Annotated in this window: 22 protein-coding genes; 5 read left to right on the top strand and 17 right to left on the bottom strand. The window is 72.4% G+C overall.

All coding sequences use genetic code 11. The features are described 5' to 3' along the window. Positions 1 to 5: 5 nt before the first annotated feature. Entirely contained in the window at positions 6 to 1,316 is a 1,311-nt protein-coding gene (locus N542_RS24285) for a DUF1501 domain-containing protein (RefSeq protein ID WP_051551585.1), read from the bottom strand. An 18-nt stretch (positions 1,317 to 1,334) separates the two neighbouring features. Next, a complete protein-coding gene (locus N542_RS24280) occupies positions 1,335 to 2,900 on the bottom strand; it encodes a DUF1800 domain-containing protein (RefSeq protein WP_051551584.1) in 1,566 nt (521 codons plus the stop codon). Between the two features lie 132 nt (positions 2,901 to 3,032). Here N542_RS24280 and N542_RS0110095 point away from each other — a divergent pair, with 132 nt between their 5' ends. Then, positions 3,033 to 3,950 (top strand): GNAT family N-acetyltransferase, encoded by a 918-nt coding sequence (locus N542_RS0110095; RefSeq protein WP_036507478.1) that lies wholly within the window; start codon positions 3,033 to 3,035, stop codon positions 3,948 to 3,950. Here N542_RS0110095 and N542_RS24275 read toward each other — a convergent pair whose 3' ends face one another. Next, positions 3,951 to 5,231, bottom strand: coding sequence for a DUF1501 domain-containing protein (locus tag N542_RS24275; RefSeq protein WP_051551583.1), 1,281 nt, complete (start codon positions 5,229 to 5,231; stop codon positions 3,951 to 3,953). Positions 5,232 to 5,250: 19 nt separating this feature from the next. After that, the gene (locus N542_RS24270) at positions 5,251 to 6,855 is read right to left on the bottom strand and encodes a DUF1800 domain-containing protein (RefSeq protein WP_051551582.1); all 1,605 of its coding nucleotides are present in this window, start codon (positions 6,853 to 6,855) and stop codon (positions 5,251 to 5,253) included. A 145-nt stretch (positions 6,856 to 7,000) separates the two neighbouring features. On the opposite strand from N542_RS24270, the gene N542_RS0110080 reads away from it, so the two are divergent. Then, positions 7,001 to 7,966: an LLM class flavin-dependent oxidoreductase gene (locus tag N542_RS0110080; protein ID WP_028643814.1), complete on the top strand. Its 966-nt coding sequence runs from the start codon at positions 7,001 to 7,003 to the stop codon at positions 7,964 to 7,966. A gap of 87 nt (positions 7,967 to 8,053) precedes the next feature. On the opposite strand, the gene N542_RS0110075 is transcribed toward N542_RS0110080, so the two are convergent. Next, positions 8,054 to 8,635 (bottom strand): hypothetical protein, encoded by a 582-nt coding sequence (locus N542_RS0110075; RefSeq protein ID WP_028643813.1) that lies wholly within the window; start codon positions 8,633 to 8,635, stop codon positions 8,054 to 8,056. After that, on the bottom strand, positions 8,632 to 9,894 hold the full coding sequence (locus N542_RS0110070) for an acyl-CoA dehydrogenase family protein (protein ID WP_028643812.1): 1,263 nt from the start codon (positions 9,892 to 9,894) through the stop codon (positions 8,632 to 8,634). The genes N542_RS0110075 and N542_RS0110070 overlap by 4 nt, the downstream gene beginning before the upstream one ends. Positions 9,895 to 10,036: 142 nt before the next feature. Between N542_RS0110070 and N542_RS0110065 the strand changes: the two genes are divergently transcribed. Beyond that, complete coding sequence (locus tag N542_RS0110065) at positions 10,037 to 11,758, top strand: cholesterol oxidase substrate-binding domain-containing protein (protein ID WP_028643811.1); 1,722 nt, start codon at positions 10,037 to 10,039, stop codon at positions 11,756 to 11,758. Between the two features lie 3 nt (positions 11,759 to 11,761). Here N542_RS0110065 and N542_RS0110060 read toward each other — a convergent pair whose 3' ends face one another. The 10 genes from N542_RS0110060 to N542_RS0110015 all read right to left on the bottom strand — a co-directional run bounded on the left by N542_RS0110060 (position 11,762) and on the right by N542_RS0110015 (position 21,388). Then, a complete protein-coding gene (locus N542_RS0110060; protein ID WP_028643810.1) occupies positions 11,762 to 13,099 on the bottom strand; it encodes an FtsX-like permease family protein in 1,338 nt (445 codons plus the stop codon). Beyond that, positions 13,096 to 13,800, bottom strand: a complete 705-nt coding sequence (locus N542_RS24265) for an ABC transporter ATP-binding protein (RefSeq protein WP_081795119.1) — start codon at positions 13,798 to 13,800, stop codon at positions 13,096 to 13,098. The genes N542_RS0110060 and N542_RS24265 overlap by 4 nt, the downstream gene beginning before the upstream one ends. Beyond that, positions 13,797 to 14,321: a PadR family transcriptional regulator gene (locus N542_RS0110050; RefSeq protein ID WP_028643809.1), complete on the bottom strand. Its 525-nt coding sequence runs from the start codon at positions 14,319 to 14,321 to the stop codon at positions 13,797 to 13,799. Before N542_RS0110050 ends, N542_RS24265 begins: the two co-directional genes overlap by 4 nt. Positions 14,322 to 14,364: 43 nt before the next feature. Further along, complete coding sequence (mctP, locus tag N542_RS0110045) at positions 14,365 to 16,005, bottom strand: monocarboxylate uptake permease MctP (protein ID WP_028643808.1); 1,641 nt, start codon at positions 16,003 to 16,005, stop codon at positions 14,365 to 14,367. Beyond that, positions 16,002 to 16,307 (bottom strand): DUF3311 domain-containing protein, encoded by a 306-nt coding sequence (locus N542_RS24260; protein WP_081795156.1) that lies wholly within the window; start codon positions 16,305 to 16,307, stop codon positions 16,002 to 16,004. Before N542_RS24260 ends, mctP begins: the two co-directional genes overlap by 4 nt. A 150-nt stretch (positions 16,308 to 16,457) precedes the next feature. Further along, positions 16,458 to 16,820, bottom strand: coding sequence for a DUF1707 SHOCT-like domain-containing protein (locus tag N542_RS0110035; protein WP_028643807.1), 363 nt, complete (start codon positions 16,818 to 16,820; stop codon positions 16,458 to 16,460). Beyond that, a complete protein-coding gene (locus N542_RS0110030; RefSeq protein ID WP_028643806.1) occupies positions 16,817 to 17,548 on the bottom strand; it encodes a PadR family transcriptional regulator in 732 nt (243 codons plus the stop codon). The genes N542_RS0110035 and N542_RS0110030 overlap by 4 nt, the downstream gene beginning before the upstream one ends. A gap of 362 nt (positions 17,549 to 17,910) precedes the next feature. Then, positions 17,911 to 19,818 carry a M3 family metallopeptidase gene (locus N542_RS0110025; protein WP_028643805.1) on the bottom strand — a complete coding sequence of 636 codons (1,908 nt, stop codon included), beginning with the start codon at positions 19,816 to 19,818 and terminating at the stop codon, positions 17,911 to 17,913. Beyond that, complete coding sequence (locus N542_RS0110020) at positions 19,815 to 21,035, bottom strand: RNA polymerase sigma factor (protein WP_155992968.1); 1,221 nt, start codon at positions 21,033 to 21,035, stop codon at positions 19,815 to 19,817. Before N542_RS0110020 ends, N542_RS0110025 begins: the two co-directional genes overlap by 4 nt. 5 nt (positions 21,036 to 21,040) lie before the next feature. After that, entirely contained in the window at positions 21,041 to 21,388 is a 348-nt protein-coding gene (locus N542_RS0110015; protein WP_028643803.1) for a YciI family protein, read from the bottom strand. Positions 21,389 to 21,488: 100 nt separating this feature from the next. Here N542_RS0110015 and N542_RS0110010 point away from each other — a divergent pair, with 100 nt between their 5' ends. Both N542_RS0110010 and N542_RS24255 read left to right on the top strand, forming a co-directional pair. Next, positions 21,489 to 22,094 (top strand): maleylpyruvate isomerase N-terminal domain-containing protein, encoded by a 606-nt coding sequence (locus tag N542_RS0110010; RefSeq protein WP_028643802.1) that lies wholly within the window; start codon positions 21,489 to 21,491, stop codon positions 22,092 to 22,094. Between the two features lie 16 nt (positions 22,095 to 22,110). Then, positions 22,111 to 23,139 carry a glycoside hydrolase family 6 protein gene (locus N542_RS24255; protein WP_197025921.1) on the top strand — a complete coding sequence of 343 codons (1,029 nt, stop codon included), beginning with the start codon at positions 22,111 to 22,113 and terminating at the stop codon, positions 23,137 to 23,139. 64 nt (positions 23,140 to 23,203) lie between these two features. Here the strand turns inward: N542_RS24255 and N542_RS0110000 are convergent, their stop codons facing one another. Further along, positions 23,204 to 23,680, bottom strand: a complete 477-nt coding sequence (locus tag N542_RS0110000) for a DUF427 domain-containing protein (RefSeq protein WP_028643801.1) — start codon at positions 23,678 to 23,680, stop codon at positions 23,204 to 23,206. Positions 23,681 to 23,720: the final 40 nt, after the last annotated feature.

Below are 23,720 nucleotides of genomic sequence, written 5' to 3'. Positions count from 1 at the left end.
ACCGACTACTGGCCGGTCATGAACCCGAGGTGCTCGCGCTGGAAGCCGGGGAAGACCTGTGCCGGCGACGCGGTCGTGCGCGCGGCCACGATCTCGGCCAGCACGCTGCGGTAGTCGGTCGTGACCGCGAGGTCGGCGTCCAGGCCGTTCTGCAGACCGGGCCAGGTGCCGTAGTAGCGCCCGCCCTTCACGCCGGCGCCCGCGGCCAGCATCACGTTGCCCCAGCCGTGGTCGAGCCCGCCATTCGCGTTCTCCTGGACGCGGCGACCGAACTCGCTGATCGTCACCAGCGTCACCCGCTCTCCGGCACTGCCGAGGTCGGCGAAGAACGCCGCGATCGAGGACGCCAGGTTGCCGGCGTTGCGCTTCATCCAGCCGCCGCCCGCGTGGCCGAGCCCGAGGTGCATGTCCCAGTCGCCGCTGTCGACGGTGACGGCCGAGACACCCAGGTTGGCCCGCAGGGTGCGGGCGACCGAGGAGAGGGCGTCGCCGAGGTCACCCTCGGGGTAGAGCCGGCGACGATCGCGCTGGGCGCGCGCCGGGTCCAGGTCGACCACCGCGTCGAGGGCCTCGCGGAAGCCGCGGGACATGGTCGTCCGGCCGGTCCACTGGGTGCGCAGCGCCTGCACCCGTCGGCCGCGCGGGTCGCTCTCCCGGTCGCCACCGGCCAGGTTGGCGGTGTCGAGGCTGGCGAAGGACATCACCGGCTCCGGACCGACCATCGAGGTCGGGACGCTCGAGCCGACGACCAGGCCCTGGAGCGTCGAGCTCACGTTGTCGTTGCCGACCAGCCGGTTGAGCCAGCCGACCCGACGCGACGACCCGGGGTCGGCGTCCTCGAGCTCCTCCATCGCCGCGAAGTGCGAGCGGTTGGGCGCGGGCAGCCCGGTGGCGTGGATCGCCGCGAGCTTGCCGGAGTTCCACAGCGGCAGCAGCGGCGCCATCGCGGGGTGCATCCCGAAGAAGCCGTCCGCGCCGACGAGCGCGCTCGCCGCGATGCCGATGCCGGGTCGGGACTGGTAGTAGACGGGGTCGCCGTGCGGGACCACCAGCGACAGCCCGTCGGCGGCGCCGCGCAGCGAGATGACGACGATGGCCGGGGTCGGCCGACGGCGGACGGACGCCGCAGCGGCCGGGCCCAGGGCCGGGCCGAGCGTGACCGCGGCGGATCCGAACATCGTGGTGGCGCCGGCCAGGGCGGCGCCGCGCAGCAGCGCGCGTCGGCTCGGGGTCGGGACCGGTGCGCCGAGGTCGCGGCTCGCGGGGCGGCAGTCGCAGTCGGCCAGGTCGGCGGGCTCGAGGGGCAGGGCACTCATCAGATGTCTCCGTCGGGGTCAGCGCTGGTAGAAGGCGGGGCTGTCGAGGATGGTCGCGACGACGCGGGGCCAGGCGGTGGTGAAGAGCGCGGAGCCGCGGCCGATCCGGGTCGTCGGCCGGAGCTCGGCGGCCTCGCAGCAGGCCTTGAGCAGGGCCGCGGTCGAGGGTCGGTGCAGCAGCCTGCGTGACATGTGGTCCACGAGGGTGCGGAACTGCATCGGCCTCGCCCGCGGCATCCACGAGCGCGGCCGCGGGAAGGTGACCGCGTCGCCGGGCCACCAGCCGTTGATGACGTCCCAGTGGAAGCTCATCGACGCCAGCGCCCGGGTCGGCGAGGACCACGAGGCGTTGTCGACCGGCTGTCCGTCCGGCCGCGGCCAGGTCAGCGGCGCCAGGCCGAGCATGGCCGTCTGCCAGTAGACCTGGTTGGCGGCCGAGACCTCGGTCCGGGGCCTCTTCACCCCGACGCCCAGCAGGCGGTACGTCGCGAGCACGTCCTCGTCGCCGTCGCGCACCTTCTTGTCGACGGCCGACTTGAACTCCGGCGTACGCACCAAGGCCTTGAGCACCGGGACGATCTCGGTGTCGTTGCGGAGGTAGACGGTGGCGAGGCGGTCGACCAGGCCGGCCGGGACGGAGTCGCTGACGAAGGCCTTGACCAGCTTGGTCGCGATCCGGTGCGCGGTCGCGGGGTGGTGCGCCAGGTAGGAGAGGTAGGCGTCGGAGACCTCACGACCGTCCGCGGCGGCGTTGTCGTGCGTGAAGTCCATGACCCGCACCGGGCCGGTCCAGTGGTCGCTCGGGACGTAGGAGGCGGCCCACGTCCGGTAGAGGTCGACGCGATGCCCGGTGAGGATGCGGGCGGAGCTCTTGACGTCGTCCTCGCCGTAGCTGCCGATCCCCACCGTGTGCAGCTCGAGCAGCTCGCGGCCGAGGTTCTCGTTGGGGTGCGCCTTCGTGGAGGTCGCGTTGCCGAGGAACATCAGCATCGCGGGATGCAGGACGGCGGCCTTGAGCAGGTCCTCGAACCGGCCGAGCGCGTGCCGGCGCACGACCTCGCCGTAGTCGGCGCGGAAGGTGTAGATGTTGTCGGAGGTCAGGGCGACGTGGAAGTGGTTCTCCCAGAACTCCGTCATCACCTCCAGCACCTGGCGCGGGGACACCATCCGGCGCATCATCGTCCGGTTGCCGTAGTCCCACATGACCTCCCAGCCACCGCGACCCCCGGCGTTGGTGCGGGTCCACAGCTCGACCGCGCTGCGGTGCAGGTCGGGCCACCAGTCGCACAGGCGGTCGGCGCTGCCGTCGTACGCCGTCGCGAGCTGCCGGTCGAACCACGCGAGGTGTCCACCGGCCGAGCGGATCTCGGTGGCCAGCCGGGGCGTGATGCCGTAGCTGAACCGGTTGGCGAGGTGGCGCTGCTGCACGCTCAGCAGCCGCGTGCGGGAGTAGCGGCCCGGGCCGTAGGTCAGCCGTGCGGCCTCGGCAGGCGAGGCGGCGCCGGTGGCGAGCGTGCCGGCAGCAGCGGTGGCGCCTCCGGCGAGGCGGAGGGCATGGCGGCGCGTGGGCGCATCAGTAGTCATCGCGGACGTCCGTGTCCTAGGGGGTCGATATCCATGTCGAGCACCCCTCCGATCGGCCCGTGGGGCGACGGGTTGAGGTTCCGGAGGGAAATCGGCTGACGGGACTGGACCGGTGCCGCGAGGATGGCGGTCATGCCAGCACCTGTCGACCGCTCGCTCGACCTGCCCGCCGGCCTCGCCGCGCGCCCCCTGACCATGTCCGACGCCGGCGCGGTCGCCGAGGTGATGGCGGCCCAGGAGCTCCACGACACCGGCGAGGTCAGCATCGAGGAGGCCGACATCGTCGGCGACTGGCAGCGGCCGTCGTACGACGTCGGCGCCGGCACCGTCGGCGTCTTCGACGGTGATCGCCTGGTGGCCTACGCCGAGCACATGGGAGCCGACCGCGGGGACGCCGCCGTGCATCCCGACCACCGCGGCCGCGGCATCGGCACGGCCCTCGCGGGCTGGATGCAGGACCGCGCCCGCGCGGCCGGTGCCACCGTCGTCGGGATGCCGGTGCCGCGCGGGTCCGCCGGCGACCTGCTGCTCGGCGCGCTGGGCTACCACGTGCGCTGGGAGAGCTGGGTGCTCCAGCTGCCGGAGGGCGCGACCGTGCCGGAGCGGGACCTGCCCGCGGGCTACGCGATCCGCGAGGCGACCCCCGACGACTACCCCGCCTGCTGGACCGTGCTCGAGGACGCCTTCCTCGAGTGGTCGGTGCGCGACCGGGAGCCGTACGACGACTTCCTGGCCCGCACCGTCGGGCGTCCGGGCTTCGAAGCCTGGAACCTCCGGATGGTCGTCGACCCCGCCGGCGCGACCGTCGGCGTGACGGTCATCTACCCGTTCGGCACCGAGGGGTACGTCGACCGGCTGGCGACCCGCAAGGACCAGCGTGGCAAGGGGATCGCGCAGGCGATGCTGGTGGACGCGTTCGCGGTGGCGCGCTCCCACGGTGCGACCACCTCGGGCCTGAGCACCGACTCCCGCACCGGCGCCCTGGGCCTCTACGAGAAGGTCGGCATGACGGTGAGCCAGACCTGGGTCAACCGGGCGATCGACCTCTGATCACAGGCCCGTCATGAAGCCCACGGTCTCGGGCGCGAAGCCGGGGAAGACGGTGGCGACGCTGGCCGAGGTCCGGGCCCGCACGACCTCCGCGAGCACGCTGCGGAAGTCGGTCGTCACCGACAGGTCGGCGTCCCCGGTGTTCTGCAGCCCCGGCCACCGGCCGTAGTAGCGACCGCCCTTCACCCCGGCGCCGGCCGCGAACATCACGTTGCCCCAGCCGTGGTCGAGCCCACCCGTGCCGTTCTCCTGGACGCGGCGCCCGAACTCGCTGAGCGTCACCAGCGTGACCCGGTCGGCCATGCCCCCGAGGTCGGCGAAGAAGGCCGCGATCCCCGCGGCCAGGTCGGTCGCGTTGCGCTGCATCCAGCCCCCGGTCGACCGGCCCAGGCCGACGTGCATGTCCCAGTTGCCGCTGTCGACCGTCACCGCGGAGACCCCGAGGTCGGCGCGCAGCGTGCGGGCGACCGCCGAGAGCGCGCGGCCCAGGTCGCTGTTGGGGTACGCCGCGACGTGGTCGGGCTGGGCCTTGGCGGGCCCGAGGTCGACCACGGCACTCAGGGCGGTGCGGGCGGCGCCGGCCAGGGGCGACGTCGAGGAGCCCCAGAGCGTCTGCAGCGAGCGCATCCGGGTCGCCTGGGGGTCCCACTTGTCGGCGCCGCCGATGGTGGCGGACTCGAGCGAGCGGAAGGACATCGCCGGCTCCGGGCCCAGCATCGAGGCCGGCAGGCCGTTGCCGACGGCGAGGGCCTCGAGGGTGGAGCCCGACGCCGCGGCGCCGACCAGGCGGTTGAGCCAGCCGACCCGGGCCGCGGATCCGGGGTCGGCGTCCTCGATCTCCTCCATGGCCGAGAAGTGCGACCGGTTGGCGACCGGGAGACCGGTGGCGTGGATCGCGGCCAGCCGGCCCGTCTCCCACAGGGGCAGCAGCGGTGCGAGGGACGGGTGCAGGCCGAAGGTCGCGTCCTTCGCGAGCAGCGAGGCGGCCGGTACGGCGATCCCCGGGCGGGCGGCGTAGTAGGCGGCCTCCTGGTGCGGCACGACCAGTGAGAGCCCGTCGGCCGCGCCCCGCAGGGACAGCAGCACGACGGCGGACCTGGCCGCGGTGGCCGCCGCCGCGGGGTCACGCCGTACGTCGAGCGTGACCATGGTCGACCCGAAGGCCATCGTGGCACCGGCGAGCGCGGCCCCACGGAGCACTCCTCGCCGGGTCGCGGCGATCCGGGGCCCGTCGGGGCAGCCGCACGCGCCGTCGGTGGCGGTGGTGTCGTGAGTCGTCATCGGGATCGTCTCCTCTCGGTCATCGGGCGTAGAAGTCGGGGCTGTCGAGGATGGCGCCGACCAGGCGCGGCCAGCGCCAGCCGTAGAGGTCGTGGGTGGCGCCGATCGGCGTACCCGGGCTCTGCTCGGCGGCCTCGCAGCACGCCTTCAGCAGACGGGCCGTCGAGGGGCGGTGCAGCAGCAGCCGGGACAGGTGGTCGACCAGGTCCCGGAAGGCCACCGGCGTGGGCTGCGGTCGCCACGACGCCGGCGTCCGGAACGTGACGTCCTGGTTGGGCCACCAGCCGCCGGCCATGCTCCAGTGCTGCGACATGGAGGCGATCACCCGCGTCGGCGACGCCCACGCGGCGTTGTCGACGGGCTGGCCGTCCGGGCGCGGCCACGAGAAGGGCGCCAGCCCCAACGCTCGCACCTGCCAGTACATCTGGTTGGCGCCGGAGTCCGGCCCGGTCGGGACGGCCACCCGGACGCCGAGGAGCCGGTAGGTGGCGGCGATGTCCTCGTCGGCGTCGCGGAGCTTGGCATCGACGGCGGCCGCGAACTCGGCCGACCGGACCAGCGCCCGCAGCACCGGCCGGATCGCCGTGTCGTTGTCCAGGTAGACCTGCGCGAGCCGGTCCACCAGCGCCGCCGGCGGCGTGTCGCTGACGAAGTTGCGCACGAGCTTGAGCGCGATCCGGTGTGCCGTGGCCGGGTGGTGGGCGAGGTAGGTGAGGTAGGCCTGGGTGGTGGACCGTCCGTCGGAGCCGGCGTTCGGGTCCGAGAAGCCCATCACCTGCACGGCGCCGGTCCAGTGCCACGAGGTCTCGTACGACGCCGCCCAGGTCTTGTAGGCGTCGACCTTGTAGCCGGTGAGGATCCGGGCGGAGGCCTTGACGTCGTCCTCGCCGTAGCTGCCGATCCCGACGGTGTGCAGCTCGAGGAGCTCGCGCCCGAGGTTCTCGTTGGGCTTGGTCCGGGTCGATGCGTGGGCACCGAGGTAGAAGAGCATCGCCGGGTGCAGGACGGCCGCCTTGAGCAGGTCGTCGAACCGGCCGAGGGCGCCGGCGCGGATGACCTCGCCGTACGGCGCCCGGAAGACGTAGGTGTTGTCGCCGGTGGCCGGCACGTGGAAGTGGTTCTCCCAGAACTCCGTCATCACCTCCAGCACCTGGCGCGGCGACGTGACCCGGCGCATCAGCGAGCGTCGTCCGTAGTCCTGGGCGACCTCGGAGCCGCTCCGGACGCTGTTGACGCTGCGCTGGTAGAGGTCGGCCGCGTCGCGGTGCAGGTCGGGCCACCAGTCGCACAGGTCGTCGGCGCTGCCGTCGTACGCCGTCGCGAGCTGCTGGTCGAACCACGCCAGGTGGCCACCGGCCGTCCGGACCTCGTCGGCGAGGGCGGGGGTGATGCCGTAGCTGAACCGGTTCGCCAGGTGCCGCGCGGGGGTCGCGAGCAGCGGCGTGCGCGGGTAGCTGCCGGGGGTGTAGCCGGTCGGCGTCGGCTTGGGCGTCGGCTTGGGCTTGGGCTTGGGCGTCGGCTTGCGCTTCGGCTTCTTCTTCTTCGGCTTGTGCTTCGTGGGCCGGTGCTTCTTCGGCTTCTTCTTCGAGGCGCGCCAGAGGTCGGCGATCGGGTGCGCGGACATCCGTGTCCCCCAGGGTGGTTGCGATCGAGGTCCGAGCTCCGTCTCGGACACCTCCTCGATCGGCGGCGCCCACCCGGGCCTGAGGAGTCGGCCGACGATCGACTGGAACGAGAACAAGTTCCAGTACCTCTGGGAGGCTGGGCCCATGCCTCGTACGCAGTTCGCCACCCGCTACGACTTCCGCGCCCCGGGCGCCGACCCGGCCGCGCGGCAGGAGATCTTCGCCCGCGCGGTGGAGCAGGCGGCGTACGTCGACGCCCACGGCATGGACGCGCTGATGATCTCCGAGCACCACGCCGCCGACGACGGCTACCTGCCCAGCCCGCTGCTGGTGGCCTCGGCGTTCGCGGCGGTGACCAGCACGGTCCCGATCACGGTCTCGGCGCTGCTGGTCAACCTCTACGAGCCGGTGCGGCTGGCCGAGGACATCGCCGTGCTCGACCACCTGAGCCGGGGCCGGGTCGCCTACACGTTCGGACTCGGCTACCGACCGGTCGAGTACGAGCTCTACGGGCGGTCGTGGTCGAGCCGCGGGGCGGACATCGAGGACCGGATCACCGCCGTGCTCGAGGCCTGGCGGTCCGGCACGACCACGCCGGCGCCGTACTCGCAGCCGCACCCCTTCCTCTTCTACGGCGGCGGCTCGCTCGCGGCGGCTCGACGAGCGGCGCGCCTGGGCCTCAACTTCCAGCCCCAGCACGGATCGGCGGAGCTGAAGGCGGCATACGAGGAGACCGCGCGCGGGGCCGGCCGCGAGCCGGGCTTCGTGCTCCAGGCCCCCGACGGCGGCCCGGCCAACGTCTTCGTCGCGGCGCGTCCCGACGAGTTCTGGGAGCGCCACGGTCACCACCTGCTGGCCGACGCGACGGCGTACCAGGAGTGGCACGGCGAGGCGGGGTCGTACGTCGTCGACCACTCGCGCACCGTCGAGGAGATGCGCGCGGCCGGGGTCTACCTCGTCGTCACCGCCGACGACCTGGTCGAGCGCTGCCGCTCCGGCGAGGTCCGGCTCGTCACCAGCCACCCCGCCTGCGGCGGCCTCCCGGCCGAGCCCTCGTGGGAGAGCCTGCGCGCCGTCTGCGAGGTCGTGCTGCCAGCGGTGCGGGGGTGAGCCCGGCCAGGGATACCCGGTTAACCGGGTATCCCTGAGGTTCTGGGTCTCTGCAGAGCCCGAGAACCTGAAGAAGTGCCCGAGGAGTCAGTCGCTGACGGTGGTGACGACCGCCGTCACCGACGGGCGGGCCGGAGTGGAGGAGAAGCCGAAGCGCGGTGCCGGGGTGACCGGCCGCAGGGTCCCCAGGTCGGCGCCGTCGAAGCTGCCGGCCGCGGCGGTGACCTCGTGCGCGTCGGTCGCGCCGTACCACTCGCGACGACCGTTGCCCGCCGACCCCCGCGTGCGTACGCCGCGCAGCACCACCCGCGCGATCGGGTCGGTGAGGGTGCACCAGGCGGGGCTCTCGGCGAGCCGCGCCGGCACCAGCCGCAGCAGTCGACCGAGCCCGGTCCGGCGGCCCACGGCCAGCTCGATCGACAGGGACGGGGAGCCGACGACCCAGCCGTCGAGAGCGATCGGCTCGATCCGCACCTCGTCGAAGGTGTACGTCGACGCGACGAAGTCGGCCACCTCCTGGCTGGGCGCGAGCAGCACCCGGTGCCCGGCGGCCGTCTCGATCATGACGTCGGCGAAGGTGCCGTACGGCGACTCGTCCCAGCGCCCGACGACGACCCGCACGCCGCTCGTCGTACCCACCCCGGCGATGTGGCCGCGGAAGCGGCTCACCGGATCGGCGCACCCGAGACGGCGCGCGCGATCACCAGCCGCTGGATCTCGGACGTGCCCTCGAAGATGGTGTAGATCTTGGCGTCGCGCGCCATCCGCTCGACCGGGTACTCGCGGGTGAAGCCGTTGCCGCCGAGGATCTGCATCGCCCGCTCGGTGACCTTGACGGCCGTCTCGCCCGCGAACAGCTTCGACATCGAGCCCTCCGCCTGGTCGAACCGCTTGCCCTGCCGCGCCATCCACGCCGCCCGCCAGACCAGCAGCCGCGAGGCCTCGATGGAGACGGCCATGTCGGCGAGCATGAAGGCGATCGCCTGGTTCTCGATGATGGGTTTGCCGAACTGCTCGCGGGTCTTGGCGTAGTCGAGGGCCACCTCGTACGCCGCGCGCGCGATGCCGATCGCCTGGGCGCCGACGGCGGGACGGGTGCGCTCGAAGGTCGCCATCGACGCGTTCGCCTTGACCCCGGTCCCCGGGGAGGCGCCGAGCGCGCCGTCCCGGACGGCCTCGCGCGCCCTCGCCAGCCGGGCGTCGAGCTTCTCCTTGCCGCCGAGCAGGCAGCGGCCGGGGACCCGCACCTGGTCGAGCACGACCTCGGCGGTGTGGGAGGCCCGGATGCCGTGCTTCTTGAACTTCTGGCCCTGGCTCAGGCCCGCGGTGCCGGGCGGTACGACGAAGCTCGCCTGGCCGCGGGTGCGCAGGTCCGGGTCGACGACCGCGGTCACGACGTGCACGTCGGCGATGCCGCCGTTGGTCGCCCAGGTCTTCGTGCCGTTGAGGACCCACTCGTCGGTGGCCTCGTCGTACGTCGCGCGGGTCCGCATCGCGCCGACGTCGGAGCCGGCGTCGGGCTCCGAGGAGCAGAACGCACCGAGCTTGAGGTCCCCGGGGGAGCCGTACATCTGGGGCACCCACTCGATCACCTGCTCGTCGGTGCCGTTGGCGCGGACGCCGGCGGCGGCGAGCGACGTGCCGACGATCGACAGCCCGATCCCGGCGTCACCCCAGAAGAGCTCCTCCATGGTGATGGGGAAGCCGAGCCCGGTCTCGTCCGCGGCCTGGGAGGCGATGAAGTCCAGCGAGTAGAGCCCGATCTTCGCGGCCTCCTCCAGCACCGGCCACGGGAACTCCTCGCGCTCGTCCCACTCCGAGGCCGCCGGCCGGACCACCTCCGCGGCGAAGTCGTGGACCCAGCTGCGCAGGTCCAGGTGGTCCTGGCCGAGGTCGAACGAGGGCTCCGTCGATGCAGGGGTGCTCACGGCGCGAGGCTACCCGCGGCCACCGCACAAGGAGGCGTCCGGACTGGCCCGAAATGACCAGTGCGGCCCGAAACTAGAACTCGTTACAGTGACCTGCGTCACACCGGGATGTGGGGACACTCCGGAGAGGGAGCACCCGCCCATGAACGACGACACCAGCCAGCGCGGATTCTCGCGAAGACGAGTACTGCAGGGAGCGGCGGCCGTCGGCGTCGCCGCCTGGATCCCGTTCGAGCAGATCCCGGCAGCGCAGGCGGCCCTGCCGACGCCACCGACCTTCCCGAGCGGGATCCCGCTCTTCCAGCAGTCCTACCGGAACTGGTCGGGAGCGATCGCCGTCGACGGCGTCTGGACGTGTACGCCGAGCACCCCGGCCGACGTCGTCACGCTGGCCAACTGGGCGCGCGCCCACGGCTGGCGACTGCGGGCGAAGGGCAGCTCGCACAACTGGTCACCCCTCTCCCTCGCCGCCGACGGCAGCGACGCCGCCGACGTCGTGCTCGTCGACACCAAGTCCAGGCTGACCGCGATCTCGGTCGACACCGCGACCTCGCGGGTCCGGGTGCAGACCGGGGCCACGATGCTGGCGATGCTCACGGCGCTGGAGGCCGCCGGCCTGGGCCTCACGGCGACCCCCGCCCCCGGCGACCTGACCGTGGGCGGCGTCCTCGCCATCGACGGCCACGGCACCGCCGTCCCGAGGACCGGCGAGACGAGGCCCGCCGGCCACACGTACGGCTCGGTCAGCAACCTGGTCCAGCAGATCACCGCGGTCGTCTGGGACGCCGCGACCTCGTCGTACGTGCTCCGGACCTACCAGCGCAACGACGTCGAGGCCGGCGCCCTGATGGCGCACGTCGGCCGGTCGTTCATCACCGAGGTCGTGCTGCAGGCCGGCGCCAACCAGCGGCTGCGCTGCCAGAGCTGGTTCGACGTCCCCGCGACCGAGCTCTTCGCCCCGGCGGGGTCCGGCGGCAAGACCTTCGACAGCTATCTCCGCTCCGCCGGTCGCGTCGAGGCGATCTGGTTCCCGTTCACGGCCAAGCCGTGGCTGAAGGTGTGGAGCGTCGCGCCGTCCAAGCCGTTCTTCTCCCGGCAGGTCACCAGTCCGTACAACTACACCTTCAGCGACAACCTGCCGCAGTCGATCTTCGACCTGTCGGCGCAGATCGTCTCGAGCAACCCGGCGAACACCCCGGGCTTCGGCGACCTCAACTACAACATCGTCGCCGCCGGGCTCGTCACCACGTTCACCTACGACATCTGGGGCTGGTCGAAGAACCTGCTGCTCTACGTGCGCCCCTCGACCCTGCGCGTCACGGCCAACGGCTACGCCATCCTCTGCAAGCGGGCCGACGTGCAGCGGGTCATCCATGAGTTCACGTCCCGCTACTCGACCCGGCTCGACGACTACCGCAGCCAGGGCAGGTTCCCGATGAACGGGCCGGTCGAGATCCGGGTCACCGGCGTCGACCGGCCCGGCGACGTCGGCGCGACCCGCTCGGCGCAGCTGTCGGCCCTGCGGCCGCGGCCCGACCACCCCGAGTGGGACAGCGCCGTCTGGCTCGACATCCTCACGCTGCCCGGCACGCCGTACGCCGACGAGTTCTACGCCGAGATGGAGCAGTGGATCTACAGCAACTACGCGTCGTACGCCGACGTCCGGCCCGAGTGGTCGAAGGGCTGGGGCTACACCAGCTCTGGGGCCTGGACGTCCGACGACGTGGTCGACACCAAGGTGCCGACCACGTTCCGCACCGGCTACCCGCTCAACGACAACTGGGACTCGGCGCGCGCGATGCTCGACATCCTGGACCCGGCTCGGGTCTTCACCAGCGCGTTCGTCGACAGGCTGCTGCTGTAGGCCCTACTCGGTGCGCAGGTTCCCTGGCTCGACGGCCGCGTCGAGCCAGGGACGCACGAGCACGTTCGCTAGCCAGACCAGGAAGGCGACCACGAGAACGTTGACCAGCGTCGCCAGCAGCCCGCCCGCGAAGGCGATCCCGGACGCCGCGATCAAGAAGCCGTACCCCAGTGCGCCAACGACGGATCCAGCCACCGTGAGTGGCAGCGTGGTGAGGAAGCCCTCGATCCGCTGGGCGTCGCCCACCGTCGCGACCGGCACGCCGGTCGCGACCAGCGCGGCCATCTCGCGCCGGCGTTCGAGCGTCGTCTCGACCGAGTGGACGGCGATGGAGACCGCGATCATCGCGGCCGCCAGCAGGGCACACACCCCGACGATCGCAGCGGGGACGAGGTACTCCTCGACGTCGCCGTAGTCGCCGGCAGTCGCGATGTCGACCACGAACACCCCGAGCACCCCGGCCGCCAGGGCGACCGCACCCACGGCAGCGGCGGCGCGCCCCGCCGGCCGTGGGTCGGCCTGCAGCCGACGGGCCGCCAGGAGCATCCGGGCGCTGCGCGCGTGCCGGGCGGCGAGGCCGCCCGCCCGGTAGGCGGCCCAGGGGGCCAGTCCGATCGCACCCGCCACGAAGAACACCACCGCCGCGAGTATCGCGGCGAGATCGGTGACCTCGATCCCCAGGCGGCCGCTGAGGACCAGGCAGCCGGCGACCAGCAGCAGCGCGGGCCAGGGTCGCGGCGGCGGCCGGTCCCGACCGCGTTCGATGTCGGCCGTCGCCCGTGAGCCAGCACGCCGGCCGACGAGGGCGCCGTACGCCGCCACGGCGACGACGACCAGGATGGTCCAGGGCCCGGGTCCAACCGACGTCGGCACCAAGGCCGCCGAGTGCTCGGAGAGCTGCCTGCCGAGGAGCTCGCGCAGGAGCCACCACACGCCGATGCCGAGCGTGGCCCCCGCCAGAGCGGGACCGCCGATCTCGGTCGCGGCCCAGCCCCTCAGGTCCCGGCGGGTCGCACCGGCGACTGCCAGTGCGGTGTAGCGCCGGTGCTGGCCGGCCGACCCGAGCCGGACCGCCTGGTCGAGGAGCAGCAGCACGGGGACGATGAGGAGGATGACGGCGAGCACGGCACCCGGACGGGTGCCCGGGTCGGCGAGCGGCGCGAGCAGCCGGTCCTGGTTGCTGTAGGAGTACCCACTGGCATTCGCGTAGTCGTAGCCCGGGAGGCGGGCGATCGAGATCGCGACCAGCAGGAGGCCGGAGGTGACGGCCGTGGTGCCGACGACGAGCGCGGCGCGGCCTCGGCCCGCGGCGAGCACGATCGTGAGCGCGAGCGGTCTCATCCGGCCGCGCCCGGGTGGTCGGTCTCGTCTTCGACGACTCCATCTCGCAGCACCACTTCGCGGTCGGCGACCGCGGCGACCCGGTTGTCGTGCGTCACCAGGACGAGTGCGGCGCCGGTCTCCTTGATCGCCTTCACGAGCACGTCGAGGGCGAGCTCGCCGGTCACGGTGTCGAGTGCGCCGGTCGGCTCGTCGGCGAACACGATGTCCGGCGAGGTGACCAGGGCCCGGGCGATCGCCACCCGTTGCGCCTCGCCGCCCGACATCGCCAGCGAGCGGGAGCCGGCGACCTGTCCCACCTCCAGCCGCTCCAGCCACTGGAGGGCAGATGCTGCGGCCTCGGCCCGCGGACGCCCTTCGAGCAGCAACGGGAGCGCGACGTTCTCGACCGCGCTCAGCTCCGGCACCAGCTGCCCGAACTGCAGCACCAGGCCGAAGCTGACCCGCCGCAACCGAGTCCGGTCGTCGGTCGTCAGCTCGTCGAGCCGCGTCCCACGGAAGGTGACGATGCCGCTGTCCGCGCGGACGACTCCGGCCAGGCAGTGCAGCAGGGTCGACTTGCCGCTGCCCGACGGGCCGGTGATCGCCACCGACTCACCAGGCTGCAGCACCAGCGACGCGCCGTTGAGCGCCGGCGTACGACCGAAGGACTTGTGGAGTCCTCGGGCCGAGAGGATCGGCTCCACCGGATCGGTCGTCACGTGGGTCCCCCATCGTCGTGCGCGATCCGTTCGCGCGTCTCCTCAAGCCACCGCAGGTCTGCGTCCAGGTGGGCCAACGTGTGGTCGAGCGCGATCCGGGTGCCGACCTCGGCCGCCGCCGCACGCTGCTGGGTGAGGTCGCGCATCGCGGTCAGGTGGACGGCGCGCTGGCGACGAAGATAGCGCTGGCTGTCGGCCCCGGCGTGCAGCGCGGTGATGGTCTTGCGCACCAGCTCGTCGGCGGCATAGGGACCGGGCTGCTCCGTCTCGTCCAGCCAACGCGCCAACTCGTCGCGACCCAGGTCGGTGATCGCGTAGACGGTGCGCTCGGGTCCTGCCTCCTGACGGGTCTCGAACGTCTCGACCAGGCCGTCACGCTGGAGCCGGGTCAGCGTCGCGTAGACCTGCCCGTAGGCGAGCGGTCGGGCCGCGGGGAAACGCTCGTCGTGCTCACGCTTCAGGTCGTACCCGTGCAGGGGGCCGTCCGCGAGAACTCCCAGGAGCACCGTGCCGAGTGACATGTCCCCATATATACACTAGGTGTATACAGCCTGTGAATAGCCGCTACGCGTGCGCCGGCACCTCCGGGTCGAGCTCGGGTTCGACCCCCGGGTCGCCGGCGTCCGCGTGGTAGTCCTGCGGTCGGGTCCGGTCGACGCCCTCGTCGACCTTCATCGCCCGCAGGACCACGGTCAGGACCACCGCCACCACCAGGTTGAGCAGGAAGGCGACCAGCGCGATGTAGACCTTGGTCTCCGTGCCCGGGAAGTTGACCAGCGGTCCGCCGAAGTGGTCCTGCACGGGCGACTTCACGCCGTACGCGAGCCAGGTGCCGTACGCCATGCCCACGGCCCAGCCCGCCATCAGCGCCCACCGGTGCATCCACCGCGTGTACAGGCCGATCACGATCGCCGGCATGGTCTGCAGGATCCAGACGCCACCCAGCAGCTGCAGGTTGATCGCGAAGTCCTTCGACAGCGCGAGCACGAAGACCAGGGCCCCGAACTTCACGAGCAGCGACACCAGCTTGGCCTGCTTGGCCTCCTGGGCGTGCGTGGCACCGCGGTTGATGAAGGCCTTGTAGATGTTGCGCGTCCACAGGTTGGCCGCCGCGATCGACATGATCGCCGCGGGCACCAGGGCGCCGATCACGATGGCCGCGAACGCGACGCCCGCGAACCACGGCGAGAACTCGTTCTCGAACAGCTGCGGCACCGACTGCTGCGGGTTCGCGACCTTGACCCCGGCCGCGATCGCGACGAAGCCGAGCAGCGCGAGCAGGCCGAGGAGGAACGAGTACGCCGGGAGCAGCGCCGCGTTGCGCCGGATCACCGAGCGGCTGCGCGTCGACAGCACCCCGGTCGCCGAGTGCGGGTACATGAAGAGCGCCAGCGCCGAGCCGAGGGCCAGCGAGGCGTAGGCCCACTGGGCCGTCGCCGGCGGGATCATCGCCTTGGGGGCCGCGTCGCCGGCCGCGATCGCGTCGGCGTTCTCCTTGTTGAACGCGGCGAAGCTGTCGTTGGCGGTGGAGAAGATGCTGTCCCAGCCGCCGAGCTGGGAGGGCAGGTAGATCACGGCGACGATGATGACGACGTAGATCAGCGTGTCCTTGACGAACGCGATCAGCGCCGGCGCGCGGAGGCCGCTGGAGTAGGTGTAGGCCGCGAGCACGATGAACGCGATGAAGAGCGGGATGTCCTTGACGAACCAGTTGCCGGTGTCGGTGCCGATGCCCATCACCTCCAGCACCACCTGCATGCCGACCAGCTGGAGCGCGATGTAGGGCATCGTCGCGAGGATGCCCGTCACGGCGACGGCCAGGGCGAGCGGCCGGCTGTCGTAGCGGCCCTCGACGAAGTCGGCCGGCGTGACGTACCCGTGCCGGTGGCTCACCGACCACAGTCGTGGCAGGAAGAGGAAGATCAGCGGGTAGACCACGATCGTGTACGGCACGGCGAAGAAGCCGACCGCGCTGCCGGCGTACAGCGTCGCGGGCACCGCGATGAAGGTGTACGCCGTGTAGATGTCGCCGCCGATGAGGAACCAGGCGATGAACGTGCCGAACCCGCGCCCGCCCAGGCCCCACTCGTCGAGGCTGTCGAGTGCCTTCGCGCGGCGCCAGCGCGCGGCCGCGAAGCCGAGGACCGTGACGAGCAGGAACAAGAAGATGAAGACGGCGAAGACGACGCCGTTGACGTCCTTCACAGCGCGTCACCCGCCTTGCGGTCGGTGCCGGAGCCGTCCGGTACGGCGGGCAGCCCGTGGCGGACCCGGTCCGCGCGGTCGGCGTGCGAGGCGATGAAGTACGCCGGGAGCGTGAGGCAGACCGCCAGCAGGATCAGCGCGAACTGGAACCAGAAGTAGAAGGGGAAGCCGAAGAGGGTGGGGTCCGCGCGGTCGTAGAGCGCCACCCAGAGCGGCAGCACGACCGCCGGCGCGAGCAGGGCTCCGATCGCGACCCAGCGGGGCGACAACGACCGGCCGGGACGTCCGGGCACGTCAGACATGAACACCTCCGAGATAGGCGAGCAGTGACCTCCGTCACCACCGCTCGTACATACCCACTCGAGGTCGTCCGAACACACCCAGGCCCGCCCCGGCTGAGCCGGGACGGGCCTGGTGGGTGAGTCGGTGGTCGACGCTCCTGGTGCGGACCGCTAGCGGGACCACTGCCGAGCCGGCCCGCGCCACCGGCGGCGGCGCGTGAGCACGACGAGGCCGACCACGACGGCGACCAGCAGGAACGGCGCGTGGGTCAGCACGGTGAGCACCAGGAGCGCCACGAGCACCGGGACGAGCAGCCGCGGGCGGCCCGTCGTACGGCGTGCCGAGGGCTGGTGCGCCTCGGGCAGGTCACGGAAGACCGGCCGTAGGTCCGCACGGGTGCGGGCACTCCAGATCTGGTCGAGCCGCTCGGCGTGCTCGTCGACGGTCAGCCGCCCCTGGGCGTAGTGCTCGCCCAGGGCGGCGGCCGCCTGGTCGCGCTCGACGTCACCGATCCGGAGCTGGTCGCCGTTCATCGCTCGGCGTCGGTCTCGTCGGTCTCGTCCTCGCCCACCCGCGCCTCGTCGCCGTCGGCGAGCAGGCCGTAGAGGCGGCGGCGGGTGTCGGCGAGGATCTCCGCGGCGGCCGCGCGCTGCTGCTCGCTGCCGGTCGTGACGACCTGCCAGACCGCGCCCATGACCTGGCCGATCTCGGGCTTGATGTCGGTGATGGCGTCGCCCTCGTCGTCGCCGCCCCGCTCGAACGGCACCCACACGGCGGCAAGCTCGTCGGCGTGCTCGGCGACGTACGTCTCGCCGGCGGCGGTCAGCCGCAGGCTGCGGCGACCGCGGGTGTCGTCGGTCTCGACGAGTCCCTCGTCTTCGAGCTGCGAGATGGTCGGGTAGACGGAGCCGGGGCTGGGGCGCCAGCCGCCGTTGCTGCGCTCAGCGATCTGCTGGATGACCTGGTAGCCGTTGACCGGCTCATCGGTCGTGTGGGCGGTGCGGACGACGTCGAGGATGGCCGCGCGCACGTCACCGCGGCGGACCCGCGGGCCCCGCTGTCGGTCGCCCTGCGCGAGGCCGAAGAGGCCTGCGACCCACGGCGGCGGTCCGGGGTGCCCCGGTCGGCCGAAGCCGCCCGGCCCGAAGCCGGCCCACGGGCCCTCGCCCCAGCCGCGACCGCCGCCGCGGCGGCCTCCGTGCTGGCGTCGTTCCTGGTCGCCGTACTGCGCCCACTGTCGGTTGAATCCGGGGTGTCCCATGTCGGAACTCCTTTGCTGAGAATGTCTGTGAGTATCGCGGTAACGCTCGCGATATATCGTGAGCGTAAGTCGGGGGTGATGGCGGCACAAGGGGCTTTCACCGGTGCACCGGTGAAACCGTCACTTCTCAGGCGATGCAACGGCCGAGAAGTGACGAGACTGCCTGAGGGGTGCGGCGCGCCCGGGCGCCATCAGGACGAGGCGACCTCGGCCGGGACGTCCGGCCGTCAATGCTCGTCGGTTTCACCTGTGCACCGGTGAACCCGTCACTTCTCAGGCGTTGCAACGGCCGAGAAGTGAGGGGATCCCCGGTGAACCGGTGATTCCGACGAGTGACCCCGGACCGAAAAAGTCCGAGCGGGCTACCGCGCCAGCCAGGCGGCGTACGCGTCGAAGGTGTACGGCCGGCCGAGGAAGTCGGCGACCAGGTCGGCGGCGTCACGGGAGCCGCCCGGGGCGAGCACCCGGTCGCGGTAGCGGCCGGCGACCTCGGGGGCGAAGAGGTCGTCGGGGTCGAAGGCGGAGAAGAGGTCCTTCGCGATCACCAGGGACCACATGTAGGTGTAGTACGCCGAGGAGTAGCCGCTGAGGTGGCCGAAGCTGGCGAACATGTGGGTGTCGTCGATGTAGGCGAACGGCGAGTACCGGGCCTGCAGCTCGCGCATCGCGGCGGTCAGGTCGCGCGGACGGTCGGTGTGGAACCAGTACGACATCGCGGCGTAGAACATCTGGGTCCGGGCCTGGTAGCCCTTGCCGAAGTCGTCGGCCGCGCGCATCCGCGCGACCAGGTCGGCCGGGATCGGCTCCCCGGAGGCGGAGGTCGCGAAGGTCCGCAGGACGTCGGCGTCCCAGGCCCACTCCTCGAGCATCTGGCTCGGCGCCTCGACGAAGTCCCACTCGGTCGCGACCCCGGCGAACCGGGTCCACTCCCCCGCACCCGCCAGCACGTGGTGCAGCAGGTGCCCGAACTCGTGGAAGAGCGTGACGACGTGGTCGTGCTCCATCAGCCCCCGGGAGAAGTTGCAGACCAGCACACCTTCGGCGAGCTGCCGCCCGGCCAGGCCGTCGGCGAGCGTGAACTGAGCGGCGTGCTTGTACTTCCCCTCGCGCGGGTGCAGGTCGAGGTAGATCCGGCCGATCCGCGCGCCGTCGCGCAGCACGTCGTACGCCGTGACCTCGTCGTGCCAGACGCTCGCGTCCGTCACGGGCTCGTAGGTCACGCCGAAGAGGCGGGCGGTCACGTCGAGCAGCCCCTGCTGGACCTTCGGGAAGTCGAAGTAGGTCCGCACCCGCTGGGAGTCGACGTCGTGGCGCTCCTGCCGGACCAGCTCCTCGTAGTACAGCGAGTCGGCGGTGTCGATCGCGGTGGCGCCGGGCACGTCGCGGCGGTAGCGCTCCAGCAGCAGCTCGAGGTCGCGCCGCATCGGGGCGTCGGCCGCCTCGGCGATCCGGTCGATGAACTCCGGGATCGCCGAGCCCCGCTTGATCATCTTCACGTCCGCGTCGTACGACGCCCAGTCGGCGTAGCCGACCAGGGTCGCCAGCTCCTGGCGCAGGGCGAAGAGCTCGTCGAGCAGCGGCTCGTTGACCGGCCAGCCGCGCTGCAGGAAGGCGACGGTGACCTGCCGGCGGACGTCGGCGTCGTGGACGAACATCCGGGCCGGCAGCGAGTCCGGGTAGTCGGAGGTCACCGTCACCAGGCCGTCGGCGTCGGCGGGGTGGGCGTCCAGCCAGTCCTGGGGGATCCCGGCCAGCCGCTCCGCAGGCACCCGGACCGTGCGCACGTCGTCGCGGATGGTGCGGCCGAACTCCTGGCCCACCTCGGTCAGCCGCTCGTTGATCTCGCTCAGCCGCCGGCGGCTCTTGTCGTCCAGGTCGACGCCCGCGCGCCGGAAGTCGTCGAGCGTCTTGTCGAGGAGCCGGGCGGCCGTCGGGTCGAGGCCGGTCGCATCCGCCGCCGCGACGATGTCGTAGAGCGCGCGGTCCTGGCGCAGCTCGGTGACCAGGCGGTCCACCTCGACCTCGGCCTGCTCGCACGAGGTGCGCACCGCCTCGTCGGGATGCACGTTGGCCCACAGCGACGAGACGGCCGCGACGTCGCCCAGCCGGCGCGAGATCTCGTCCCACTGCCGCACCAGCTCCAGCGTCGTGTCCGGTGGGGCCTCGCGGAGCCGGTCGACCAGCGTGCGCGCGGCGGCCAGCCCGTCCGTCGTACGGGTCGCGACCCAGTCCTGCGCGTCGTCGTCCGCGGGGAGCACCAGGGGCGTCATGGGGCCAGACTGCCACGCCTGCGGGCGAGGTAGGCGCGCTCCGCGACGTTGTCGGTCGCGGCGATCGCGTCGTCGTACGCCGCCCGCGCCTCGGCGCTGCGGCCGAGGCGGCGCAGCAGGTCGGCACGGGTGGCGTGCCAGGCGTGGTACGTCGTCAGGCCCAGCCGGTCGACCTCCGCCAGGGCGACCTCCGGGCCGTCGAGCTCGGCGGTCACGACCGCCCGGTTGAGCGCCACCACCGGGCTGGGCACCACGGCGTACAGCTGCGCGTAGAGCGCGGCGATCTGCGACCAGTCCGTGGCCGACGCCTCGGGTGCGGCGGTGTGGACGGCGTTGATCGCGGCGAGCAGCTGGTACTGCCCGGGGCGGTTGATCGCCAGGCACTCCCGGACCAGCGCGTGTCCCTCCGCGATCAGGGCCCGGTCCCAGCCGCCGCGGTCCTGCTCGTGCAGGGACACGAGCTCGCCGCCCGCGACCCGGACCGTACGCCGCGACTCGGTCAGCAGCATCAGGGCGAGCAGACCCGCGACCTCCGGCTCCTCGGGCAGCAGCCCGCGCAGGATCCGGCCCAGGCGGATCGCCTCGCCGGTCAGCTCCGCGCGGACCGGGTCGGCGTCGGCCGACGACGACAGGTAGCCCTCGTTGAAGACCAGGTAGACGACCGCGAGCACCGCCTCGATCCGGGTCGGCAGGTCGTCGGCGGTGGGCACCCGGAAGGGGATGGCGGCGTCCTTGATCTTCCGCTTCGCCCGGGTGATCCGCTGGGCCATCGTGGTCTCGGCGACCAGGAACGCCTGAGCCACCTCGGCCACCGTGAGCCCGCCGAGCAGCCGCAGGGTCAGGGCCACCCGGGCCTCGGGCGCGAGGGCGGGGTGGCAGCAGGCGAAGATCAGCCGGAGCCGGTCGTCCTCCACCGGGCCGGTCGGCTCGTGCGGGGTGTCGTCGTGCATCGTGAGGGCCGCCTGGTGCTTGGCGTCGCGGTGTGACTCCCGACGGAGCCGGTCGATGGCGCGGTTGCGCGCCGTCGTCGTCAGCCAGCCGCCGGGGTTGGGCGGTACGCCGTCGGTGGGCCACCGCTCGAGGGCCACGAGCAGCGCCTCCGCGGCCGCGTCCTCGGCGACGTCGAGGTCGCCGAAGCGGCGGACGAGGGAGGCGACGATCCGGCCGTACTCCTCGCGGTAGATCCGCTCGACCGCGAGGAGCGGCTGCTCACCCACGGCGCTCAGTCACCGTGGAACGGGCGGACCTCGACGGCCTCGCCGCACGCGGCAGAGGCCTCGGTCGCCCACCGGAGCGCCGTGTCCAGGTCGGGCAGGTCGAGGACCCAGAAGCCACCGATCCACTCCTTGGTCTCGAGGTAGGGACCGTCGGTGATGATCGGCGCCTCCCCCCGCGCGTCGACGGTGGTGGCGGTCTCGGCGGGCTGCAGGCCGCCGGCGAACACGAAGACGCCGGCCGCGACGGCCTTGTCGTTGAAGCGCCCGGTGGCGTCCCAGGACGGCTGCATCTCCTCCGGCGTCCGGTCGTAGGCCTCGCTGCCGTGGTGCACGCTGAACAGGTACTGCGTCATGGCTCCTCCTCGGTGGTGGTGTCCTCACCCTCACCACGAACGGCGCGACCTCGCTACGACCACCCTTCCCGAAATGCCTGCCGGTGCCTACCGTGAGGTCATGGCTGAGCGCGAGACGGCATGGGGTGATCTCTACCGTGCCAACGTCGCGGCGGTCACCCGGTTGGTGAGCGGCCTGGACCGGGCAGCCCTCGCGACGACGGTGCCGGGGTCCCCGGAGTGGACCGTGCAGGACGTGGTCGCCCACCTGGCCGGCGGACCGGCCGACTCGCTGTCGGGTCGCACCGAGGGCGCGCCCGGGCCGACGTGGACCGCGCGGCACGTCGCCGAACGCCGGGGACGGCCCCTCGGCGAGCTCACCGACGAGATGGCCGCCAACCAGGACGCGGTCGCCGAGTCGACCGTCGACAACCCGCGGCCTGCGGTCGTCTGGGACATCGCGGTCCACCACGCCGACCTGCACGAGGCGCTCGGGCTCGGCGTACCTCCCGCAGAGATGTGGGCGCCGGTCCTCGCGGCGGTCGCGCCGATGAAGTTCGGTACGGCGGGCGTCCCGGCGGACCTCGACGACTACGAGGTCTTCCGGGCGATCTTCTCCCGGCGCTCGCGCGCCCAGATGCAGGCCTGGGGGCTGCCGCTGTCGGCCGAGCAGCTCGACGAGCTGTGCATCTTCGGTCCTCGCGAGGATGACCAGCCGACGCCCTGAGCACGTACCCTGAGGCGTGCTCTCTCGGACCCGGACCCCTCGCGCCCTCGTGTTGCTGACGGTCCTGGCGGTGGGGACCCTCGGCCTGACCGCTCCGGTGGAGGCGCAGCCGGCTCCCGCGCACACCGAGCGGACCGTGGCCGCGAAGAAGGCCAAGGACCCGCGGCGGACCCGCGGGCTCTTCGTCGACCGGCTGATGCCCGCGGCCAAGCAGGGCGGCGTCTACCGCACCAGGATCGGCACGAAGTCTCAGGCGTTCTGGGTGATCCCCGAGGCCTACCCGACCGGGCAGGTGCGGTCCAAGGTGCGGGCCTACACCAAGCGCGCCCTCGCCGCGAAGAAGACACCCGTCATCACGGTCTACGGCATCCCGGGTCGCGACTGCGGCAGCCACTCCTCCGGCAACCCGATCACCACGGCGGCGCAGTACCGGAAGTGGATCGCCCAGATCTCGCTGGCCCTGCGCAAGCAGCGCGCCATCGTGATCCTGGAGCCGGACGCCCTGCCGCTCTTCAGCAGCCCCGTCACGACCTGCGCGACCAAGCCGGCCGGCTGGCAGGCGATGCTGAGGTACGCGTCCAAGACCCTCACCAGGAGCGGCGCCTGGGTCTACCTCGACGCCGGCCACTCCAACTGGACGCCGTACGACACCCGCGCCGCGGCACTCAAGAGCGCCGGCATCGCCTACGCCCGTGGCTTCAGCACCAACGTCTCGAACTTCCGGTCCACCACGGCCGAGAAGAAGTACGCCGCCGTGCTGCTCAAGGGCCTGAGCAGGCTCAAGGTGCGGGGCAAGCACTACGTCATCGACACGTCTCGCAACGGCGCGAAGCCGAGCGCCGACGGCAACGACGTGATCAACCCCCGGTGGGCGCGCGTCGGGAAGGCGCCGCGCCTGGTCTTCCGGGGCGCGTTCGACGGGACCCTGTGGGTCAAGCACCCCGGCGAGTCCGACGGTCCCGTCAACGACGGACCGTCGTCCGGCCGCTGGTGCGACCGCCTGGCCGACCGGCTCCTCTCCCGCGTCGACTCCGGCCGCTGCTGAGCGCCGTCTCGACGCGGCCGGCGCGGGTCTCGGGCTTCTGCGCTGCGGTGATGGCCTTCGCCGCTCACCAGCCCGCCGTGCCGGGGCCACCCTTGAAGGGGCCCACCACGCGGCTGGTGATCCAGCCGCCGTAGAAGCCACCCGGCTGCGGCAGGACGACCTCGCCGTCGACCGTGCACCGGTCCAGCTGGGCGGCCATGACCGCCACGGCCCCCGTGATCACCTCGAAGCCGGCGGTCGGGCGCTCGTAGGTCCATCCCGCGCGGGCGGCCACGACGTCCCCGCTGACGAGGTCGAAGTACGACGCCGCGCCCTTCCACTCGCACCACGAGCTGCCGGAGGTCGCACGCAGCACGCCCGGGCCGAAGGCGTCCGCGGGCAGGTAGTAGGTCGGTGGGTGGCTGGTCTCGAGGACCCGCCACGAGGTCGTCGTACGCGCGATCACCTGTCCGCCGAGCTCGACCTCGACCAGCTCGCTGCTCGGCTCGACCCGCGGCGGGCGCGGGTAGTCCCAGACCGACTCCACCGTGGGCTGCGTCATGCTCCGACGCTACCGCTGGGGGGAACATCCGCCCACGAGG

The organism is Nocardioides sp. URHA0020, assembly GCF_000620705.1.
Classification (GTDB): Bacteria; Actinomycetota; Actinomycetes; order Propionibacteriales; family Nocardioidaceae; genus Nocardioides.
Note: the sequence above shows the minus strand (reverse complement) of the source record. Positions and strands in the feature narration are given on the sequence as shown.

What these genes read in the sequence shown, in the direction of transcription:
- N542_RS0110015 (WP_028643803.1), bottom strand. Translation starts at nt 21,388, where the DNA reads ATGACGCAGTACCTGTTCAGCGTGCACCACGGCAGCGAGGCCTACGAC.
- N542_RS0110060 (WP_028643810.1), bottom strand. Translation starts at nt 13,099, where the DNA reads ATGAGACCGCTCGCGCTCACGATCGTGCTCGCCGCGGGCCGAGGCCGC.
- N542_RS0110095 (WP_036507478.1), top strand. Translation starts at nt 3,033, where the DNA reads ATGCCAGCACCTGTCGACCGCTCGCTCGACCTGCCCGCCGGCCTCGCC.
- N542_RS0110050 (WP_028643809.1), bottom strand. Translation starts at nt 14,321, where the DNA reads ATGTCACTCGGCACGGTGCTCCTGGGAGTTCTCGCGGACGGCCCCCTG.
- N542_RS24260 (WP_081795156.1), bottom strand. Translation starts at nt 16,307, where the DNA reads ATGTCTGACGTGCCCGGACGTCCCGGCCGGTCGTTGTCGCCCCGCTGG.
- N542_RS24280 (WP_051551584.1), bottom strand. Translation starts at nt 2,900, where the DNA reads ATGACTACTGATGCGCCCACGCGCCGCCATGCCCTCCGCCTCGCCGGA.
- N542_RS0110010 (WP_028643802.1), top strand. Translation starts at nt 21,489, where the DNA reads ATGGCTGAGCGCGAGACGGCATGGGGTGATCTCTACCGTGCCAACGTC.
- N542_RS0110080 (WP_028643814.1), top strand. Translation starts at nt 7,001, where the DNA reads ATGCCTCGTACGCAGTTCGCCACCCGCTACGACTTCCGCGCCCCGGGC.
- N542_RS0110025 (WP_028643805.1), bottom strand. Translation starts at nt 19,818, where the DNA reads ATGACGCCCCTGGTGCTCCCCGCGGACGACGACGCGCAGGACTGGGTC.
- N542_RS0110065 (WP_028643811.1), top strand. Translation starts at nt 10,037, where the DNA reads ATGAACGACGACACCAGCCAGCGCGGATTCTCGCGAAGACGAGTACTG.
- N542_RS0110000 (WP_028643801.1), bottom strand. Translation starts at nt 23,680, where the DNA reads ATGACGCAGCCCACGGTGGAGTCGGTCTGGGACTACCCGCGCCCGCCG.
- N542_RS0110030 (WP_028643806.1), bottom strand. Translation starts at nt 17,548, where the DNA reads ATGGGACACCCCGGATTCAACCGACAGTGGGCGCAGTACGGCGACCAG.
- N542_RS24275 (WP_051551583.1), bottom strand. Translation starts at nt 5,231, where the DNA reads ATGACGACTCACGACACCACCGCCACCGACGGCGCGTGCGGCTGCCCC.
- N542_RS0110035 (WP_028643807.1), bottom strand. Translation starts at nt 16,820, where the DNA reads ATGAACGGCGACCAGCTCCGGATCGGTGACGTCGAGCGCGACCAGGCG.
- N542_RS24285 (WP_051551585.1), bottom strand. Translation starts at nt 1,316, where the DNA reads ATGAGTGCCCTGCCCCTCGAGCCCGCCGACCTGGCCGACTGCGACTGC.
- N542_RS24270 (WP_051551582.1), bottom strand. Translation starts at nt 6,855, where the DNA reads ATGTCCGCGCACCCGATCGCCGACCTCTGGCGCGCCTCGAAGAAGAAG.